This is a genomic window from Rubritalea squalenifaciens DSM 18772 (assembly GCF_900141815.1).
GTDB classification, from domain to species: domain Bacteria; phylum Verrucomicrobiota; class Verrucomicrobiia; order Verrucomicrobiales; family Akkermansiaceae; genus Rubritalea; species Rubritalea squalenifaciens.
Genome location: NZ_FQYR01000004.1, coordinates 220,401 through 239,632 on the forward strand (window position 1 = coordinate 220,401; position 19,232 = coordinate 239,632).

Annotated in this window: 15 protein-coding genes; 11 read left to right on the plus strand and 4 right to left on the minus strand. The window is 50.4% G+C overall.

Annotated features, from left to right (window positions below):
* Positions 1-71 precede the first annotated feature (71 nt).
* Together BUB27_RS19110 and BUB27_RS11185 are read right to left on the minus strand one after the other, a co-directional pair.
* Entirely contained in the window at positions 72-677 is a 606-nt protein-coding gene (locus tag BUB27_RS19110; RefSeq protein WP_234991739.1) for a bactofilin family protein, read from the minus strand.
* 95 nt (positions 678-772) lie between these two features.
* Positions 773-1,639, minus strand: coding sequence for a tetratricopeptide repeat protein (locus BUB27_RS11185; RefSeq protein WP_143183934.1), 867 nt, complete (start codon positions 1,637-1,639; stop codon positions 773-775).
* Between the two features lie 214 nt (positions 1,640-1,853).
* On the opposite strand from BUB27_RS11185, the gene thiE reads away from it, so the two are divergent.
* Positions 1,854-2,498, plus strand: coding sequence for a thiamine phosphate synthase (gene thiE, locus BUB27_RS11190; RefSeq protein ID WP_143183935.1), 645 nt, complete (start codon positions 1,854-1,856; stop codon positions 2,496-2,498).
* A gap of 13 nt (positions 2,499-2,511) precedes the next feature.
* The gene (locus tag BUB27_RS11195; RefSeq protein WP_143183936.1) at positions 2,512-3,426 is read left to right on the plus strand and encodes a PfkB family carbohydrate kinase; all 915 of its coding nucleotides are present in this window, start codon (positions 2,512-2,514) and stop codon (positions 3,424-3,426) included.
* A 34-nt stretch (positions 3,427-3,460) separates the two neighbouring features.
* Here BUB27_RS11195 and BUB27_RS11200 read toward each other — a convergent pair whose 3' ends face one another.
* Positions 3,461-4,270: an ABC transporter ATP-binding protein gene (locus BUB27_RS11200; RefSeq protein ID WP_143183937.1), complete on the minus strand. Its 810-nt coding sequence runs from the start codon at positions 4,268-4,270 to the stop codon at positions 3,461-3,463.
* A 27-nt stretch (positions 4,271-4,297) separates the two neighbouring features.
* Positions 4,298-5,815 (minus strand): proline--tRNA ligase, encoded by a 1,518-nt coding sequence (gene proS / locus BUB27_RS11205; protein WP_143183938.1) that lies wholly within the window; start codon positions 5,813-5,815, stop codon positions 4,298-4,300.
* A gap of 217 nt (positions 5,816-6,032) precedes the next feature.
* On the opposite strand from proS, the gene BUB27_RS11210 reads away from it, so the two are divergent.
* The 9 genes from BUB27_RS11210 (at position 6,033) to gyrB (ending at position 19,227) form a co-directional block, all read left to right on the plus strand.
* Positions 6,033-6,659 carry an Amuc_1102 family pilus-like protein gene (locus BUB27_RS11210; protein WP_143183939.1) on the plus strand — a complete coding sequence of 209 codons (627 nt, stop codon included), beginning with the start codon at positions 6,033-6,035 and terminating at the stop codon, positions 6,657-6,659.
* Positions 6,660-6,727: 68 nt separating this feature from the next.
* On the plus strand, positions 6,728-8,587 hold the full coding sequence (mul2B, locus tag BUB27_RS11215) for an Amuc_1101 family PilM-like pilus complex protein (RefSeq protein WP_143183940.1): 1,860 nt from the start codon (positions 6,728-6,730) through the stop codon (positions 8,585-8,587).
* Between the two features lies 1 nt (position 8,588).
* Positions 8,589-9,650: an Amuc_1100 family pilus-like protein gene (locus tag BUB27_RS11220; protein WP_143183941.1), complete on the plus strand. Its 1,062-nt coding sequence runs from the start codon at positions 8,589-8,591 to the stop codon at positions 9,648-9,650.
* A 27-nt stretch (positions 9,651-9,677) separates the two neighbouring features.
* The gene (locus tag BUB27_RS11225) at positions 9,678-10,697 is read left to right on the plus strand and encodes an Amuc_1099 family pilus-like system protein (protein ID WP_143183942.1); all 1,020 of its coding nucleotides are present in this window, start codon (positions 9,678-9,680) and stop codon (positions 10,695-10,697) included.
* 116 nt (positions 10,698-10,813) lie between these two features.
* Entirely contained in the window at positions 10,814-13,384 is a 2,571-nt protein-coding gene (locus tag BUB27_RS11230) for an Amuc_1098 family type IV pilus outer membrane protein (RefSeq protein ID WP_143183943.1), read from the plus strand.
* A gap of 83 nt (positions 13,385-13,467) precedes the next feature.
* Positions 13,468-14,061: a dephospho-CoA kinase gene (gene coaE / locus BUB27_RS11235; RefSeq protein ID WP_143183944.1), complete on the plus strand. Its 594-nt coding sequence runs from the start codon at positions 13,468-13,470 to the stop codon at positions 14,059-14,061.
* Complete coding sequence (gene rho, locus BUB27_RS11240) at positions 14,058-15,425, plus strand: transcription termination factor Rho (RefSeq protein ID WP_143183945.1); 1,368 nt, start codon at positions 14,058-14,060, stop codon at positions 15,423-15,425. Before coaE ends, rho begins: the two co-directional genes overlap by 4 nt.
* Positions 15,426-15,462: 37 nt before the next feature.
* Positions 15,463-16,512: a ribonuclease D gene (locus BUB27_RS11245; RefSeq protein WP_143183946.1), complete on the plus strand. Its 1,050-nt coding sequence runs from the start codon at positions 15,463-15,465 to the stop codon at positions 16,510-16,512.
* A 159-nt stretch (positions 16,513-16,671) separates the two neighbouring features.
* Entirely contained in the window at positions 16,672-19,227 is a 2,556-nt protein-coding gene (gene gyrB / locus BUB27_RS11250; RefSeq protein WP_143183947.1) for a DNA topoisomerase (ATP-hydrolyzing) subunit B, read from the plus strand.
* The last annotated feature ends 5 nt before the right edge of the window (positions 19,228-19,232 follow it).

Genomic DNA, 19,232 nt, shown 5'->3' on the forward strand with positions numbered 1-19,232 from the left:
CTCGTTGCCTTTAGGCTTTGCCATTTGGAGGGAGGGGGTCGCTACCCTGGAGACAGCGACTGTGGGGGTGCCTAGGACGCTGCGGCCAATTTGTCCTTTTTTGATGAGGAGGCGGACGAGTCTTTCTTGTCTGAGCTGCTTGGTGTAGCCGCGCCAGCGCTAGGTGCGCCAACAGTTGACTTACCTACAAAGATGGCTCCAGCTTCGATGGAGAGAGTAGCGGCCTTGATGTCGCCGACGAGTTCGGCGTTGGCTTTGATCTCTACACGGTCAGTCACGGTGATATTGCCGTGAACCTTGCCGTAGATGACAACTGAGCGAGTGCGGATCTCTGCACGGACGCGAGCGTTTTCGCCTACGGTAAGAGAGCCGTCTGAGTCGATTTCGCCTTCGATCTTGCCGTCAACCACGAGATCATTGGTGAATTTTACGCGACCTTTGATCTCAACGTCTGAGCTGAGCATGTTACGACCACTACCAGCAGCGAGTTGAGAAGTGCTTGTCTGGCGAGGAGCTGGGCTGCTGCTAGGTGCAGGTGAAGAAGCAGCTGGAGCACTGGCCTGAGGTGCACGAGACTCAGCGGGCTTGGTAGACTGAGAAGAAGCAGGCGCCTGTGCGTTGCTTTGTTGCTGGCCCTCTTCGTTCTGGTTGCTGATATATTTTTTGAATACTGACACTGTATTTTGTTCGGTTTGGATTGAGTGAATTGGGGCGTAACTTTCTAGAAAATGAATGAAATATTCACAGACTGATGAATGCCTTACAATACACGCTACGGCTTCACTTGTGAATTTTTTTCCTGATTTTCTTCTGGAGTACTATTTTCTTCCGGAGTTGCGTTTTTATCGGCATCTGCGGGAGTGTCTGCTTGCTCTGTATCGGCAGCTTTTTCTTCTTGTGGCTGCTCGTTGGCTTCTGGTGTGGCAGGCTGTTCAGCGGGCTCAGCTTTGTCAGCTTCTGGAGCTGCCGGAGTCACGGCTGGCTTAGGCTGAACTTCTCTGGGAGCCTTAGCGTTCATCAGGTTGAGACGCGCTTTGGCTTGTGAAATGAAGCCGCTAAATGTGTCGATAGCTTCAGTGGAGCCGTCTTGGTCGAGTTTGCTAACTTCAGTGTAAAGTGTCTTGGCCTTTTCTTTGTTTCCGTTCTTGAGGGCGATGTCGCCCAGGGCGAGTTTGGCAAGAGGAGCGATGTAGGCAGCTTCCTCGGAGTCGAGAACGGAGCTCAGCTGAGCCTCGGCCTCGTCAGTCTTGCCTTCGTCAAGAAGTCTCAGTCCGAGTCTCACTGTGGCAGATGGTGTGCCTGGATAGTCGGTGAACTGAGTTCCAAAGCCTTGGAGTTGGTCAATGCCTTCTTGGTTAGAACTTTGCGCCTTTTCATCGGCAAGGAAGATCGTGGCTGCTGCTGCTGACTTAGTGCCCGGGTATTCCTGGATAGTGGCTTGATATTCGCCAGTCTGCATTTTGGCGCTAGCCTGCTGCTCTTGCATTTCACCGTATCCGCTGAAGAATACATAGGCAAGAACGCCCAAGAAAACTGCCACCGCGAGGATGATGAGTTTTTTCTGGTTTTCTTCCAAAAATACTTCGAACTTGGATGGCCCGTGATCGATTTCGGCTATAGGTGTGGGTGTATCTTCCATTTGCTTAGAAGGGTGGTAAGTTTCCACCCTTGGCTATGCAAGAACGAAACGTGTGTCGGTCGTATAAAAATGCAGTTAGTCAAGATAACTTAACTAACAAGGTCAAAGTCACTGAGCTCAGATGAGTATGGCTGGGCGGGAGTTTTTTCTCGTAATGAGAGCTGATTGCTATAGATCGGCTTGCAGATCATGAGGAACACCTCTGCGGATGACCATGAAAGAACTTATTCAAGCTGCTAGGATTTACGGAATACTAGACCTTGGCTATGTGGCTGAGGAGGATGTGCTTTGCGTGGCAAAGTCTCTGCTAAGCGGAGGTGTGGATGTGCTTCAGTTGAGGGCAAAGGGGATTGAGGAATCAAAGATTCAAGATCTGGCAATCAAGGTGTTGCCTCTTTGCAGTGAGGCGAAGATACCCTTTATCGTGAATGATTTTCCTAGAATCGCTCAGTTAGTCGGTGCAGATGGGGTGCACATCGGGCAAGATGACGGGTCACTTGCTGCTGTACGCGAGATCGTTGGTGATTCGATGATTGTGGGGCGCTCCACGCATTCTCCAGAGCAGGCTCAAGCGGCACTCAAGGAGGGATTTGATTACATCGGCTTTGGACCATTATTTCCGACACCCACTAAGAAGGGGCGTCCAGGGATCGGACTGGAGAACGTGACGCCGGTCCAGGAGAGTGTGGGGCAAGAGATCCCTGTATTCTGTATCGGCGGGATCAAGCGTGACAATCTTGAGCTGGTGGTGGAGAGCGGAGCGCGCAGAGTAGTCATCGTTTCTGATCTACTGCTGGCTGATGATGTAGCCGGAGCTGTGACAGAGGTCAGGGCTCATTTGAACGAATTTACCATTTAACAAACTACACGATATGTCAGTGATCATTGGAGGCACGATTGCCATCGATAACGTAAAGACCCCGACCGCAGAGGGGGAGAACTTGTTGGGCGGTTCAGCCGCATATGCATCCCTAGCTGCCAGCTTTTATGCTGATGAGGTCAATCTAGTAGGCATCATTGGTCATGATTACCCGCAGGAGCATCTGGATATGCTTTCTGGTCATGGGATTACTCTGACTGGTGTCGAGCGATCTGAGGCGGAGTCCTTCACCTGGACCGGTGAGTATTTTGATAACATGAACTCCCGAGAAACTCATCACGTGGCTCTGAACGTGCTGGAGGGTTGGGAGGTGAAAATTCCGCAGGAGATTTCTAGCAGCAAGATCGTAGTGTTGGCTAATATGTCTCCTGATAACCAGCTGCAAATGCTGGATCAGTGCGAGGCCGAAGACAGGTTTGTGATCGCGGATACCATGGATCTGTGGATCAAGATCGCCAACGAGAGGCTGCATGAAGTGATGAAGCGAATCGATGTGTTGGTCATCAACGAGTCTGAAGCTCAGGAGTTTGCGGCTACTTCCAATTTGGTAGTTGCAGGTGATCGTTTGTTAGAAAAAGGTCCTAAATATGTGATCATCAAACTAGGAGAGTTTGGCTCTATGTTGTTTGGACCTGATCAGTCTCTCTTTAGGTTGTCAGCATGGCCGCTGCGTGAAGTAGCTGACCCGACAGGCGCGGGTGATGCTTTCCTGGGTGGTATGGCAGGTTACCTGTCTAGCTTGGGCAAGAGTGAATATGGGTTTGAGGATCTGAAGCAGGGGATCGTGCGCGGTACCATTACGGCGAGTTACACCTGCCAGGCATTCTCCACTCAGAAACTGCAGCAGGCTAGCCGTGCTGATCTGGATGCGAGGATGAGTGAGCTTCAGGCGATCAGCGCCTGGTAGTTTGGCGCAGAAGCCAAGTTGATTTAATAGGCTGCTATGCGTTGACTTCCTCTAGGTGGGGAATCGCGTCTAGCAGCTTTTTAGTGTATGCGTGCTCAGGGGTGTTGAAGACGCGCTCGGATTCTCCGTATTCCACGAGCTGGCCTTTATACATCACCGCAATGTTGTCTGCGATATAGCGAACCACTGAGAGATCGTGAGTGATGAAGATCATCGTAAGGTTGAGTTCATCACGGAGTTTCAAGAGGAGATTCAGAATCTGTGACTGGATGGAGACATCCAGAGCGGAAACAGGCTCGTCAGCGATCACGAGTTTGGGCTCCGGGGCTAGAGCACGGGCGATGGCGATACGTTGGCGCTGCCCGCCGGAAAACTCGTGCGGGTATTTCTTCATGAAGCCTGGGTTGAGGCCCACGCGTTCCATGAGTTCGGAAACTTTCTGAGTGAGTGCGTCTTTGTCCTTCCTGAGGTCAGGGTGTCTCTGGATGAGAGCTTCTGCCAGGGTGGAGAAAATGGTCATGCGAGGATTCAGGGATGCATAGGGGTCCTGAAAAATCATCTGGAAATCGAGGCGGCGCTTTCTCACTGCGTCACCTTTAAGTTTGGTGAGATCTTGTCCTTCCAGAATGATTTCGCCTCCCGTGGAGGGGATGAGCTGCATGATGGTGCGAGACAGGGTGGATTTGCCACAGCCTGACTCACCAACCAGACCCAGGATTTCACCTTGTTCGATGTCCAGTGTGATGCCGTCAACTGCTTTTACGACGTCGGCTACCTTCTGGATCAAGATGCCCTTTTTGACTGGGAAGTGCGTTTTGACATCACGAAGTGAGAGAAATGACATGGGTCTGTTTGGTTTAGGTTTAGGTGATTAGTAGCTGCGGCCCCAGATGGCGCGTGTTTTTGTAGGCTTGCCTGTGAGGATGCAAGGGGCTACATCGCCATCTTGCTTATCCAGTGGGAGGCAGCGGATGGTGATCTTGTGTTTCTTGCTGAGGGTTTCTTCTTCCTCAGTGGTGCCTGCCCATGGAGTGAGGAGCCAGCCTGGCTGATCCTGGTCCCAGTAGGTTTCGAACTCATTGAGCTCGCTGCATTCACTGATGTTAGCGTCACGGAACTCGGTAGCTTTCTGAAGAAGGTTGTCCTGAATTTCCTGGAGGGTGTTTTCGATGTTCTGGATGAATTCTTCTTTGTCGAGGAAAGACTTGTCAAAGGCATCCTGATCGCGGCGCTGCATGCACACCTTACGGTTCTCAAGGTCGCGAGGCCCGATCTCGATGCGGACTGGTGCACCCTTCTTGACCCATTCCCATTTCTTGTCACCGCCGCGGATGTCACGCTTGTCGACATGTACGCGCAGGTATTCACCGTGGAATTGCTTGGCGCGAAGTGTTTTGGCGAGAGCCTCGCAGGCGTCGATGATGGCGTCGCGGGTATCTTCTTTCGGGGTGACTGGGATGATGACGATCTGCTGGGTGGCGATACGGGGTGGTGCCACAAAGCCGTCGTCATCTGAGTGAGTCATGATGAGTGTGCCGATCAGGCGGGTGGAGACGCCCCAGGATGTGGTCCAGGCGTGCTGCACGCTGCCATCGCGACCTGTGAAGGAGATGTCCTGAGCCTTGGAGAAGTTCTGGCCTAGGAAGTGAGAGGTGCCGGCCTGAATGGCCTTCTTGTCTTGGACCATGGCCTCTACCGTGAGAGTCATGTCGGCACCGGGGAAGCGCTCAGCCTCTGATTTTTCGCCGGGAATGACGGGGATGGCGAGGTGGTCGCGGAGGAAGTCCTCGTACACGCCATGGATCATGCGGGTCTCTTCGATGGCTTCCTCTTTAGTTTCGTGAGCTGTGTGCCCCTCCTGCCAGAGGAACTCGGCGGTGCGTAGGAAGAGGCGGGTGCGCATTTCCCAGCGCATGACGTTAGCCCACTGGTTGATCAGAAGAGGGAGGTCGCGGTAGGATTCTGTCCAGCGTGCGAAGGCTGCGCCGATGATTGTCTCGGAAGTCGGGCGGATGACATAAGGCTCTGTTAGTTCGCCAGTCGGGATCATCTTGGTGCTGCCGTCTTCTTGCTTCTGAGCCTCAAGGCGATGGTGGGTGACCACAGCGCATTCAGTAGCAAAACCTTCTGCGTGTTCAGCTTCTTTTTCCAGGTAGGAAAGCGGGATGAGGAGGGGGAAGTAAGCGTTCTGGTGGCCTGTTCTCTTAAAGTATTGATCAAGCTGGTGCTGGATATTTTCCCAAATTCCGTAGCCCCACGGCTTGATTACCATGCAGCCTCTGGTCTCTGAATTTTCTGCTAGGTCTGCCTCGCGGACAACCTGTTGGTACCATTCTGGGAAATCCTCGCTACGCGTAGGACTGATTGCGTTTTTAGCTTGCTTGGCCATATCTGAGGGAGGGTTTAGCGGGGAGAATGCAAAACGGCAAGGTGGAAGGTGCGCTTTTATGACTTGATAGATATTTCTCTTGGTGCATTCAACTGGGTGACAGGGGTGTCATATTGACCATGTAAGCACTAAAAAAAATATACTACGTTTTTTGAGTGATTCTTCTGGCCAATCCGAGAAAAGATCCCTTAATTATCGTGAAAGACCCAATTATTTTATGAAGCAAAAGAAATTAAACTCATTGCTGTCAGCAGTGGCTGTGGGCTTTATCGCTTTGGTTACACCTGTGTTTGGCCAGACTGGTAAAGTGGATGTTGATGATCCAAAATTTGACGTTCTGCAGTCTCCAGAATTCGGTGGAAACACCAACAAAAAGAACTTTAAGCCCAAAGATTGGCTTGAGGCAGAAGCTAAGATCAAGATTGAAATGCCGAAGGGTTATGACAAGGCATTCATCGATCGCGTGACAGTGAAGTGGAAAATTGCGGTAAAAAATCCAGAGGGTAAGGGTTACATTTTGCTGGAGAAAGAGGTGAATCACGTAAACGTGCCTGTTGATGAGGACGTCTACGTATCCATCTATATTTCTCCTAACACCATCAAGCGCATCAGCGGCAATGACCGAGCAAGCAAATCTATCATCAAGAGTGTTGGTGGTGAAATTTTGGTGAATGGTCAGGCTGCGCACAACAAGTCCGGCCAGTTCTCTACAGACGGCAAGCCGGGTTGGTGGAATAGTCCGTCCATGTCTCGTAATGACAGCATTCCGCTCCTCAATAAGGATGAGACTCCATTCAAAGCGCTGTGGTATGACCGCTACGCTGAAATTGAGAAGAAGCGCTAAACTTTTCTCGGCATCTTGATGCCTCCCAATATCTCAATAACCCAGATCCTAAAAAACTACACACTACGATGGCTGATCCACAGTCTATTATTACGCTGAATATAGGTTCGCAGCGTGTCAGTATGGGTTTGTTCTCGCAGTCTAAGGACGGCGGGCTCATTCTCAAAAAGTACGACACGACGACGATTCTCGCCGATCCGGCTGCAGATATGACCCGCCTGCCGCAGATTCGCGTGGCGATTGCTGAGCTTGCAAGCAAGCTTGGAGTCTCCAAGGCAAAGGTCGATTATGCAATTTCGGGTCAATCCGTTTTCACCCGCTTTGTAAAACTCCCAGCACTCGATAGTGATAATATCGAGCAGTTGGTCACTTTTGAAGCGCAGCAGCATGTCCCATTCCCGATCAATGAAGTGATCTGGGATTGGCAGAAGCTGGATGTGCCAGGAGCCGAGCAAGAGGTTGTGTTGGTGGCTATCAAGAGCGATGCTCTTGATGAAATCAACGACTGCGTCTTTGAGGCAGGGATGGATACTGGCTCTGTAGATGCAGCCCCAATGGCTCTCTGCAATGCATTCCGAATGAACTATCCAGATCTGGATGAGCCTGCACTCTTGATTGATATTGGTGCTCGCACCAGTAACCTGATCTACATGGAAGGTAAGCGTATCTTTACGCGCAGCATTTCCATTGGTGGTTCTACAGTTACGACTGCTATAGCTAAGGAGTACAACGTTCCATTCACAGAGGCTGAGTCCCAGAAGTGCACCAATGGAATGGTGGCACTCGATACCAGACATACCTCACAGATGGACGAGCTTACCGGTGCACTCGCGACATGTATTCGCACCGCACTCAACCGTATGCCGGCTGAGATTGCTCGTACTACTAACTACTTCCGCAGCCAGCATGGCGGTAATGCTCCTAAGCGAGTGTTCATCTCAGGTGGTGGATCCAATCTTCCTAACATTGTTGAGTTCTTCCAGGAGAAGCTTCGTCTTCCTGTAGAGAAGTTTAATCCATTGAAGCGCGTCTCTGTCGGCCAGGGTGTTGATGTTGACCGTGTATCCGTGGAAGCACATCTTCTCGGTGAGCTTGTTGGTCTTGCGCTCAGGCATGTTGGAAAAGCCCAGCTGGCTATCGACCTAGTCCCTGATGTGGTTCAGGCCAAGAGAGACGATGCTCGTCGTAAGCCATACTTGATTGGTGCAGCAGCTATCATCATTGCTTCCTTCGGTGGTCTCTTTGCCTACCAGGCAAGCAAATCTGCCACCGAAGAGAGTCAGTATAAGAAAGCGGCCAAGCGTGTTCAGGAGCTCGAGCAATTTGCTCGTCCGATCGAGAACGCGACAAAGAATGAGGAGAAGATTAGCGAAGTGGTTGGCAAGTACCTCTCAGCTCATGACGGCCAAGCCTACTGGTTAGGGGCCATCAATGAGGTGAAGACGAACTTTGCTGATCCATATGTCTGGGTGGTTGATTTCGACCCGATCGTCAATTACTCGCCAGACGAAGTGAAGGATGGCGAAGTGACGGGCCGTTCGGCTATTAAAGATGATTTCCCGAAAACCGAGTCAGGAAAGTCTTCCATGGCATCCATTGCTCTGGCTGAGCCGGAGTTTGATTCGAAAGGTCGACGTAATAGAGATTATGTGGCGCCGATGATCAATGCGGTGCGCATCAAGGGTCTCTGGCGTGGTCAGAACGGTTCATCCAAGGTCAACAGCATGGCTGAAAAGTTCAACCAGGAGTCTGAATACTTCACCTTCACCATGGAAGTGAAAGATGGTGAGAGAGGTAACAAGACCAAGACCATCACCTTGCCTACTAACAAGGTGGTTGTTGAGAATCAGACCAGTCTGAATGACAATTACGCGGCACCATTCACGGTGATCCTTCCACTTAAACAACCTATCCCACTGAAGAAATAGTATGAGCTGGATACAGGAAAACAAATTTACCTCGGCACTTGCAGGTGTCACCTTAGTGGGGTCAGCAGCTCTGATTTATCTGTCCGTTCAGAAATCAGGCGATGCCAAAGACTTCCGTAACAATACCAAGAAAATGGAGGCCACTGAGCTGAAGCTTCAGCAAAGTGTTCCATTCCCGAATGCTGAAAACCGTGAGGTCAAGCAGGAGAATGTACGTGCCTTCCATGATGCAGCTGTCAAGTTGCAGGACAAGTTGCTTGCTTATCGTCCAGAGTCCATGGAGGACTTTCCCACCACTCAGTTCGGTCCTATGCTGAACAAGTACCGGGAGTCTCTCAATACGGCTTTCGAGGAGAGCAAAGGCAAAGTACCTGACAATACGTTCTATGGTTTTGAGGAGTATACTGCTAAGCAGCCGTTCGAGCAGGCGACTGGTGAACTCAAGTACCAGCTTGAGGCTTTCCAGTGGCTCTTCTCACAGCTTGCTAGCGCAGGTGATGTCGAGTTGACCAAGGTAGTTAGATCGAAGATCGAAGCTGAGAAGCCTGGTTCTAACGACAGGCGTAATGGTAGAGAAGCTAAGGATGACTCAGTATACGAAGCGCAAACTCTTGAGATTGCCTTCCGTGGTACTGAAGCGCAGGCGCAGAAGGTGCTCGAGTCCATTGCAAACTCTGAGAAGTACTTCTTCGCCATTCGCACCATTCGTGTGCTGAATGACAAAACTGAGGCGCCGACCAAAGCTGATGCGCAAGTTGCTGCAGCCCAGCCGGCAGACCCTGCTGATGGTGGTTTCGGAGGATTTGATGCGGCCGGTGATGGTGGCTTCTTTGCTCCTGCTGAAGGTGATGGAGAAGAAGGTGCTGCTGATGGCGCCGCCGCAGCTGATGCGACTCCTGAGCCTGCTCAACCAGCAGCGATGGATGATACACGTGACCTAATGCCGATTCTTGGTGATGAGAAGGTGAATGTGTATCTGCAGATGGAGTTACTGGTCTTCAAGCCAAAGAGTGATGTGAAGATTCCGGGTAAGGGCGGTAGTGCCGCTGATAACGAAGAATAATTTGAATCCCAAACCAGAAAAAATACAATGTCTTGGGCAAAAGAAAATTACGAAAAAGCAGCAGTAGGTGGAGCGGCAGTCGTTGCTCTCGCTGTTGGTGCAATAATTCTGTTTGGTGGCGATAAAGCCTCAAAAGGGGGTGGGCGCGTTCCAGAGCCAAACAATGACGCCAGTGTGGCAGCTGCAGGTCGTCTTGACTCTGCTCTTGAGTTGAGAGATGCAGGTATCAAGATTGATGACATCGTTGATCCTGACGGCAGGAAGCTTGGAATCTTTGTAGGGCAGCGTCTCTACGTGAAGACTGGCAGTGAACAGCCGATCGATCTCTACAGTACAGAGGAAGAGGTTCATCCCGGTATTCCTAACCGCTGGTGGATTGAGCACAACCTAGATCCCGGCTACGCGAATGCTCCTGAGAGAGATCCGGATGGCGATGGTTTCACCAACATGGATGAGGCTACGGCAAAAACCGACCCTAACGACGCAAAAGCACATCCTCTGCCGATTAAGAAGATCGCTGCAGATAGTGTCGAGGAGTTCAAGTACCGCATGAAGTGGAGTGCCCTCGGTGGTGATGATATTTCCGTCTACTATCGTGACATTGCCGGTAATAGGATGAATCAGCAGGTGAAGCCTGGCGACAAACTCTTTGATAAGGAGCCTATGAATCAGCGCTTCCAGCTGGGTAAGAAACAGCAGGTAGACGATGATCGTGGTATGACACAGGATGCTTACGAGCTTAAGGATCTTCATCCGCTGAAGCAGGGGCGCACATTGTTGCTTCTCAAGCGCGGTAAGGCTTCCGGTGAGAACGAGTTTTCTGACTATAGTGCTAATCTCAGATTAAATGCTCTTGGCCAAGGTGGCGAGACCTTCAAGCTTGAGGAGGGTGAGTCATTCTCACTTCCGTATGATCCTAAGGCGGCTGTAAAGCCATATAAGCTGAAGTCTATCAAGCCTGACGGCAGTGGTTCGTACCAGCTTGAGTTTGAGTATGAAGAGGATGGTCAGAAGAAAACCCACACCATTCCTGGAAAAGGTAAATAGACGACAGAACCCGCACAACTTGGCCTAATGTCAAATGTTAGGCCAAGGAAAAGTGCAAAAATCCGAAAAAAGAGCTTCACAAACCCCATCTAATTGACAGAACCTACACACCAATCATGGAAAAAACACCTACGCATCGATCCAGCCGCACAGCAGCCATGCTCATGGCAGCGGCAGCTGTCGTGCCGCTTGCTTCCCATGTAGCCTACGCCCAGAGTGATCTCGTTAAGAGAGAAATCGCTCAGCGTGCTGCAAGAACTCAGGAAGCTGACGCGGCCCTCCTCGCAGGTCGTAAGGCCTACGCTGAAAATGACTACGAGACTGCTGTAGCAGAGTATCGCAAAGCGATCAGTCTGCTGCCAACTGGTCCAGTAGCAGCTCAGCGCCGTCACGCTTACACCGGACACCTGGTGGATGGCGTGATCGCCCTTACCCAGCAATACAGACGTACAGGTCGCTATCAGGAAGCACGTTCACTTCTGAACGATGTTCTTGAGAAAGATCCTAACAACGTCGCAGCCAAGCAACAGCTTGAGTATCTTGACGATCCTATTCGTACAAACCCAGTACTTACCTATGAGCACACCACGAACGTAGATTCCGTGCGTAAGCTCCTTTACCGTGCTGAGGGTTACTTCAACCTTGGTCAATTCGACGAGGCTGAAGGCGAGTACAAGGAAGTTCTCCGCATCGACCGCTACAACCAGGCAGCGCGACGTGGCATGGAGAAGATCGCTAAGGTGAAATCTGACTACTACCGTGCTGCCTACGATCACACCCGCGCAGAAATGCTTCGCCAGGTGGATCAGGCATGGGAAATCGCCGTTCCTCCTGCAGGTGTCTTTGATGGCCCTAATAACCCAATCGAGGAAGAAGTGACTGGTGCTCTCTATTTGCGCCGTAAGCTCAAGAACATCGATATTCCAGTAGTTGATTTTAACAACATTTCTGTAAACGAAGCGGTTGATTTCCTCCGCATGCGTTCACGTGAACTCGACCGTGACGAGCTTGATCCAAACAAGAAAGGCATCAACTTCGTTGTCCGTACGCCAGCCGTTGTTGGTGGTGATGCAGGCGGCGATGCCGGTGGATTCGGTGGCGACGCTGCAGCCCCAGGCTCCAAGCGCATCGATACCCTCATGCTCCGCAACGTGCCTCTCGAGGTAGTTCTGGACCAGATCTGTAAGAAGACTGGCCTTCGCTACCGCGTAGAAGATTACGCAGTGGTGCTTCTGCCAGCAACTGACGTTGATGATGCAGAGCTCTTCACACGTTCCTTCACTGTACCACCAGACTTCCTGACACTCATCGGTGAAGGTAGCTCCGGTGCAGGTGCTGTATCCGACGATCCGTTTGATACTGGTGGTGGCGATACAGGTCTCAAGGCTGCTCCTCCAGTTAAGGATAGTCTCGAGAAGTCCGGTATCGTATTCCCGGAAGGTGCAACTGCTACCTTCTCCAAGGCACGTTCCGTACTTACTGTGCGTAACACAGCTACCAATATCGACCTCGTTGAGGCACTCGTTCAATCTCTGCGTGAGCAGAAGCCTAAGCAGATCAAAATGCTTACGAAGTTTGTTGAGATCTCTCAGGAGAACACAGACGAACTCGGCTTTGACTGGGTAGTTTCTCCATTCGGTCTTGATGCGAACACCATGTTCCTGGGTGGCGGTACCATCGGTAATGGTTCGCCTCGTACTTCAACGAACTTTAATAGTCCTGTTAAAGGCTTTGGTATTCCTGGAATTCCAACCGCTCAGAATCTGAATGTATCAAACATCGCAACAGGTGGCCTTCGCTCCGGTGACTACGCTATCAACCGTGACAGTATTGATGCCTTCCTGAACAACCCTAATCGGACATCCCAGAACAGCAGTGTTGCTCCTGGTATCCTTTCCCTTACGGGTCTGTTCTCAGATGGACAGGTGCAGATGATTATGCGCGGCCTCTCTCAGAAGAAGGGTGCTGACGTAATGACTGCTCCTAGCATCGTTTCCCGCTCCGGTGAAAAAGCTACGATTGAGATCATTCGTGAGTTTATTTACCCAACTGAGTACGAACCACCAGAACTTCCAAACCAGGTTGGCGGTATCACCGGCGGTCTGAACAACGACGGTGGTCTTCAAGGTGGTGGTGCCTTCCCAGTTACTCCAGCTACACCAACAGCGTTCGAAACACGCAATACTGGTGTGACACTTGAGGTTGAGCCAACACTCGGTGAAGATGGTTACACTATCGATCTCCGTTTCGCTCCTGAAATCGTAGAATTCGAAGGATTCATTAACTATGGTTCCCCGATCCAAACTACAGCTCAGGATGCAATTGGTAATCCAGTGACTATCACCATTACTGAGAACCGTATTGAAATGCCAGTATTCTCCACACGACGTGTGAACACTGGTCTGACAATCTACGACGGCCACACAGTGGCAGTTGGTGGTCTCATGCGTGAAGATGTTCAGAACGTAGAGGACAAGGTGCCTGTACTTGGTGATCTCCCACTTGTTGGACGTTTGTTCCAGTCCAAGTCTGAGAACCACATCAAGAGCAACCTGATCATCTTCGTGACTGCTCAGATCATTGATGCGACTGGTCAGCCAATCCGCCAAGCATACGCTGGTGGTGGATCATCACCAAGCCTTGGTGGTGGTGGCGCTGAAGGTGTACTGCCATCAATGCCTAAGTAATCAGTAACTGACACTTATTTCCATGTAGGCGGGGTAGCACGATGCGGCTACTCCGCCTCATTTTTTTCTAGGTTAGAGAGAGTATGAAAAAACTTGGTCTAACGGGTGGGATAGCCACCGGCAAAAGCACGGCTTGTGAGTATTTCACGCAGGCTGGTGCGGTTGTGTTCGATTGTGATGCCTGTGTCTGGGAGTTGTATCAGTGCAGGGAGGTTTTGGATAAGGTCAAAGCCTTGTTTGGCGAGGGGGCTGTGACTGAAGAGGGGGAGCTGAATAGACCGTGGATGAGGAAAGTGGTCTTTGGGGATGAGCGGAAGAAGCAAAAGCTCCAGGATTTGATCCACCCCATGGTAAGAAAAGAATGTCTTGCCAGAATGGCGGAGGCGGAGCATACTTCGTCAGCGTCATTGTTTATTGCAGATGTGCCGCTTCTGTTTGAAGGTGGCTTTGACTTCGGTCAGGATGCAAATCTGGTGGTCGCTGTATCGCGTAAGACGCAGGTGCAGAGGCTGATAATGAGGAGCGGATTCGATGATGCTACGGTCCATGCCATTCTTGAGGCTCAACTCCCCATTTCCCATAAGGTGAAATGTGCCGATGTTGTGCTATGGAATGAAGGTCCTAAATTTGTGTTAAAGTCACAGATAGAAAGATTTATAGAAGATTTAAGATCATGAGCGAAGAACTGCCGAACGAAGAAGCCGAAGAAATTAAGCCTGAGGCTGAAGTTGATCAGCAAGGAGGTGATACTCAGCCAGCCGAAGAGGAGGAGCCGAAGTATGATGTCCCTGAAAAGGTGAATGTGAACGAATTTCGTGAGCTGCCTCTTGCTGAGATGCACGAGATCGTGGAGAAATTGCCAATCCGGACACAGACTACGGCTACCAAGAGCCAGCTAGTCTTTGATATCCTGAGCTTTTATGCCAAGCATGGCACGATTCTGGAGGGCTATGGTTTCATGGAGCAGGCTAAGGATAATTACGCAATGCTGCGTGATCCAAAGCGTTCTTTCAAGACCTCTCCGGACGATCTTTACATTGGTGGAGATCTGATTCGTAAGCACGGTTTGGCTGTTGGTCAGAAAATTACCGTAAGGATGCGTGCTCCAAGAGGGCGCGATAAATACTTGTCTGCTTTGGAGGTTCTGGCGGTTGAGGGTGTTCCTGTAGAGGAGTACTCCAAGCCGAAAGATTTTGATAAACTCACCCCTCTTTTCCCGAATGAGCGTATCATCTTGGAAAATGGTAAGGAAGGTGGTCTGGGTGTACGTTTGGTTGATTTGATTGCTCCACTAGGTAAGGGGCAGCGTGGTTTGATCGTGGCTCCTCCTCGTGGGGGCAAGACGATCCTGCTCAAGCAAATTGCCAAGTCCATCAAGTCTAACCATCCTGAGGTTGAGCTAATCATTCTCTTGCTTGATGAGCGCCCTGAGGAGGTAACTGATTTCGAGGAGACCGTGGATGCGGAAGTTTTTAGTTCTACCTTCGATGAGCCATCACGCCGTCATGCCCAGGTGTCAGACTTGGTGTTAGAGAGGGCTAAGCGTCTCGTTGAGCTTGGTAAGGATGTAGTGCTTCTGCTAGACTCCTTGACTCGTCTGGCACGTGGTCACAACAATGCTAACCAAGGTGGACCTATAGGTAGTGGTGGTGTTAGCCCAGCAGCGTTGCAGAAGAGTCGCAAGTTTTTCGGAGCTGCGCGTAACGTAGAAGAAGGGGGAAGCCTGACTATTTTAGCCACCGCTTTGATCGAGACTGAAAGCCGTATGGATGAAGTCATCTTTGAGGAATTCAAGGGAACTGGTAATATGGAAATCCGTCTTGATAGAGAATTAGCAGAAAAACGTGTTTACCCGGCGATCCATATCCCTCAAAGTGGAACACGTAATGATGACCGACTCTATCATCCTGATGAAATGCAGAGGGTGTTAGAGATCAGACGTGTTGTCGCAGCGCTTCCAGTAGGAGACGCAGTGACAACCTTGCTGAAGGCTCTCAATCAGACGCAAAATAACGCAGAACTATTACTCAAGGGTCTGTAGGCGGCTGGGATGATTCCCTAAGATTATTGTTCAGAGTATGATTCAAACATCACAAGAATTAGCAGAATATTTGGATAACTGTCAGGGTGACTTTCGTGGCTTGGATACGGAGGCTGATAGTTTGCATCGATATCACGAGAAATTGTGTCTTCTGCAGTTCACTGATGGGGAGAATCACGCCTTGATCGATCCATTGGCCATCGAAGATCTCAGTCCACTGACAAAGTTTCTGGAGACTGCGAGTATCTGGATGCATGGTGCGGACTACGATATCGTCATGATGCGCCGTGATCTGGGAGTTGTGCCTCCTGTAATCTGGGATACCCAGATAGCGGCGCGCTTGCTCGGGGTTCGCCAGTTCGGTTACGCGAACTTGGTTCAGCACTATCTGGATATCGAGCTTTCCAAGGCCTCTCAGAAAGCTGACTGGTCTCAGCGTCCGCTGACGGAGAAGATGGAGCAGTATGCGATCAATGATGTCAGGTATCTGAAGCCTATGGCGGAGATCATGATCGCATCTCTCAAGGAGAAGGGGCGCTATGAGTGGTTCGTAGAGAGTTGTGATAATGCCCGTGAAAAGGTTCTGGAGAGACCACAGAGTAAGGAGGATCCGTGGAGGATTTCTGGTTCTGGGAAGATGAACCCTAAGGGGCTGGCATATCTACGTGCTCTCTGGTACTGGCGTGATACTGAGGCTGCTGAGTGGGATAGACCATCGTTTATGGTGTGCGGCAACAAGCAATTGATTGCTTGGGTGAATCAGGTTCTCAAAGGGCAGACTCCGGAATTGCCCAAGCATTTCCGATCCCAGCGCAGAAAGAATTTCTTCAAGGCGATTACTGAGGTGCAGGAATTGCCAGACAACAAGTTGCCGCAGCGCAAAAAGGCGGGTCCTAAGCGTATCAAAGATGATGGTTTTGATGATCGAGTGAATGTGCTGATGGAGAAAAGGGATGCTGTTGCGGCTGAGTTGGACATTGATTCTTCCCTGATTATTGCACGTGCTGTGATTGAATCCTTGGCTGCGAACGAGGTTGGGCCTGAAGAGGTTTTGATGAAGTGGCAGGTGGAGCTTCTGGGACTCTAGTTGGATTTATCTAACGTTCTTATATAGAGTCTATTACGAGGATTCTTGGTTGAGGCCTGTTTCTGCTGTTTTGAGAGTCCATTTTTGGACGCAAAAAACTCAGTTTTAGGGTGTCTTTTTCTTGTCTTTAGGGGGGAGAATTATACCTTCATTCCACTCATGTCTGATTCGCCTAAAGAGCCTGAAATTGCTGAAACAAATGTCTCAAACGAACAGGAGTATGGCGCCTCACAAATCGATAAACTGGAGGGTCTTGAAGCCGTCCGTAAACGTCCCGGTATGTATATCGGTGACCCTGATGTCAGAGGCCTCCATCACTGTGTATTTGAAGTTCTAGATAACTCCATTGACGAGCATCTTGCTGGTTATTGTAGTACGATCCAAGTGACCATCCATGTGGATGGCTCCATTTCCATCTCTGATGATGGTCGTGGTATCCCGGTGGATATGCACCCTAAGTTTGGTATTCCGGCCGTTGAACTGGTGCTTACGAGCCTGCACGCGGGTGGTAAGTTTGGCCAGGGTGCGTACAAGTACTCCGGCGGTCTTCACGGTGTGGGCGCCAAGTGTGTGAACGCTCTGTCAGATTGGTTCCGTGCTGAAGTTACCAGAGATGGTAAAGTATACCAGATTCAGTTTGAGCGCGGTAAGACCACTGAGCCTCTGGAGGTTGTCGGTGAAGCTCCATCCAGCAAGACTGGCACCAAGATCACTTTCTTCCCGGATGCGACTATCTTTGTTGATACCATTGAGTTTGAATTTGATCGTTTGGCTACTCGCCTACGTGAGTTGACGTTCCTAAACCCAGGTCTCACCATCGTACTTGAAGATGAGAACCCTGAAAAATCTCGCAAAGAGACTTTCTTCTATGCGAGAGGTATCGAGGAATTCGTGGAGCAGCTTGGGGTTAATAAGACGACAGTGCATGAATCTCCGGTAGTCCTCACAGGTAAGCGCAAAGTCGAGATTGATTACGATGGCAAGACCATGGAAGATGATGTCTTTGCAGATGTTGTTTTCCAATACAATGATAGCTACCAAGATAATATCCTGTGTTATGCGAACTCTATTCCAAACGCAGACGGTGGTACGCACCTGACAGGTTTCCGTGGCGCCTTGACCCGCTCCATTAACCAGTACGCGAAGGCTAACAAGATCCTGAAAGACAAGGATCCGTCACTTTCCGGTGACGACGTCCGTGAAGGGATCGTCTGTGTCATCAGTGTGAAGATGCCAAACCCGCGTTTCAGTTCCCAGACTAAAGACAAGCTGGTGAATGCTGAGATCGAGGGTGTGGTTAGTTCCATTGTTTACGAGGGTCTTCAGGAGTATTTTGAAGAGAATCCGAATCTCGCGAAGATGATCATCGACAAGGCAGTGAATGCTGCCCGTGCACGTGAAGCGGCTCGCAAGGCGCGTGAAACCGTGCGTAAGTCTGTGATGTCTGGTGGTGGTCTACCCGGTAAGCTGGCTGACTGCTCCGAGCGAGATCCGGCCAAGTCTGAAATCTACATTGTGGAGGGTGACTCCGCTGGTGGTTCTGCGAAATCTGGTCGTAACCGTACTACTCAGGCGATTCTGCCATTGCGTGGTAAGGTGATCAACGTGGAGAAAGCACGTCTTCATAAGGCGCTGCAAAACAAGGAAATTCAGGCGATGATTACGGCGATTGGTGCTGGCATCGGTGAGGGTGACCAAGAAGGTGCGTTCAATCTTGAGAAGGTGCGTTACCACAAGGTTATCATCATGACGGATGCTGATATTGACGGCGCGCACATTCGTACGCTGTTGCTGACTTTCTTCTGCCGTCATATGCCTGAGTTGGTGAAAGCTGGATATCTTTATATCGCCCAGCCGCCACTCTATAAGATTACGCGTAAGAAGCGTGAGGAGTACATTGCAGACGATCCAGCACTGAACAAGATCCTCATCGAGCTTGGTTCCGAGGATGTGCGTCTTGTCAAGGATGGTAAAGATGCCGTCACTGATGGTGAGGTTCTTCGTGGCGTACTTGATTCTCTCGCGCAGCTGAAGCGTTTCATCGGTGCTCTCGAAGGGCACGGTGGTAATTTCCGTGACTTACTTGAAGCCCGTGTCGAGGGTCATTTGCCAGAGTATATGGTGCGTGTGCGCCAAGGTAATGAAGAGTTTATTCACTATCTTAATACTGAGAAAGATCTTCTTGAGTTCGCGGCTAACAACCGTGACCTTCGACTTTTTGATGAAGAACTAACAGAAGAAGAGGAAGCTGGATACAAAGAGAAGTATGCTGGTGTCCAGCGCCGTGCGATGAAGCATGAACTACATGAAGCGCATGCTATCCAGAAGATTCTCGGTCGCATTAATGAGCTCGGTGTTCCAACTGAACCGTTCTATTCTGATGATAAGCCGCTCTTTGATTTGTGTGAAGGTGCAGGTGATCAGGAGGAAGCACTTCCGGTGTTTAACCTCTTCGAGCTCCTTGATAAAGTGTTAGAAATTGGTCGCCGCGGGATGCGAATCCAGCGATTCAAGGGTCTTGGTGAGATGAATGCCAAAGAGCTTTATAACACCACCATGGATCCAGAGACCCGCCAGCTTCTTCGTGTCCGTCTCGATGAGGAAAATGCTCTTGAGGCTGACAAAATGTTCGACGTCCTGATGGGCGATATCGTTGAGCCGCGCAAGCGTTTCATCGAGGACAATGCTCTTAACGTACGTAACCTGGACGTTTAACCCTT

Coding starts and splice junctions, on each gene's coding strand:
- BUB27_RS11185 (WP_143183934.1), bottom strand. CDS start 1,639: ATGGAAGATACACCCACACCTATAGCCGAAATCGATCACGGGCCATCC.
- thiE (WP_143183935.1), top strand. CDS start 1,854: ATGAAAGAACTTATTCAAGCTGCTAGGATTTACGGAATACTAGACCTT.
- BUB27_RS11195 (WP_143183936.1), top strand. CDS start 2,512: ATGTCAGTGATCATTGGAGGCACGATTGCCATCGATAACGTAAAGACC.
- BUB27_RS11200 (WP_143183937.1), bottom strand. CDS start 4,270: ATGTCATTTCTCTCACTTCGTGATGTCAAAACGCACTTCCCAGTCAAA.
- proS (WP_143183938.1), bottom strand. CDS start 5,815: ATGGCCAAGCAAGCTAAAAACGCAATCAGTCCTACGCGTAGCGAGGAT.
- BUB27_RS11210 (WP_143183939.1), top strand. CDS start 6,033: ATGAAGCAAAAGAAATTAAACTCATTGCTGTCAGCAGTGGCTGTGGGC.
- mul2B (WP_143183940.1), top strand. CDS start 6,728: ATGGCTGATCCACAGTCTATTATTACGCTGAATATAGGTTCGCAGCGT.
- BUB27_RS11220 (WP_143183941.1), top strand. CDS start 8,589: ATGAGCTGGATACAGGAAAACAAATTTACCTCGGCACTTGCAGGTGTC.
- BUB27_RS11225 (WP_143183942.1), top strand. CDS start 9,678: ATGTCTTGGGCAAAAGAAAATTACGAAAAAGCAGCAGTAGGTGGAGCG.
- BUB27_RS11230 (WP_143183943.1), top strand. CDS start 10,814: ATGGAAAAAACACCTACGCATCGATCCAGCCGCACAGCAGCCATGCTC.
- coaE (WP_143183944.1), top strand. CDS start 13,468: ATGAAAAAACTTGGTCTAACGGGTGGGATAGCCACCGGCAAAAGCACG.
- rho (WP_143183945.1), top strand. CDS start 14,058: ATGAGCGAAGAACTGCCGAACGAAGAAGCCGAAGAAATTAAGCCTGAG.
- BUB27_RS11245 (WP_143183946.1), top strand. CDS start 15,463: ATGATTCAAACATCACAAGAATTAGCAGAATATTTGGATAACTGTCAG.
- gyrB (WP_143183947.1), top strand. CDS start 16,672: ATGTCTGATTCGCCTAAAGAGCCTGAAATTGCTGAAACAAATGTCTCA.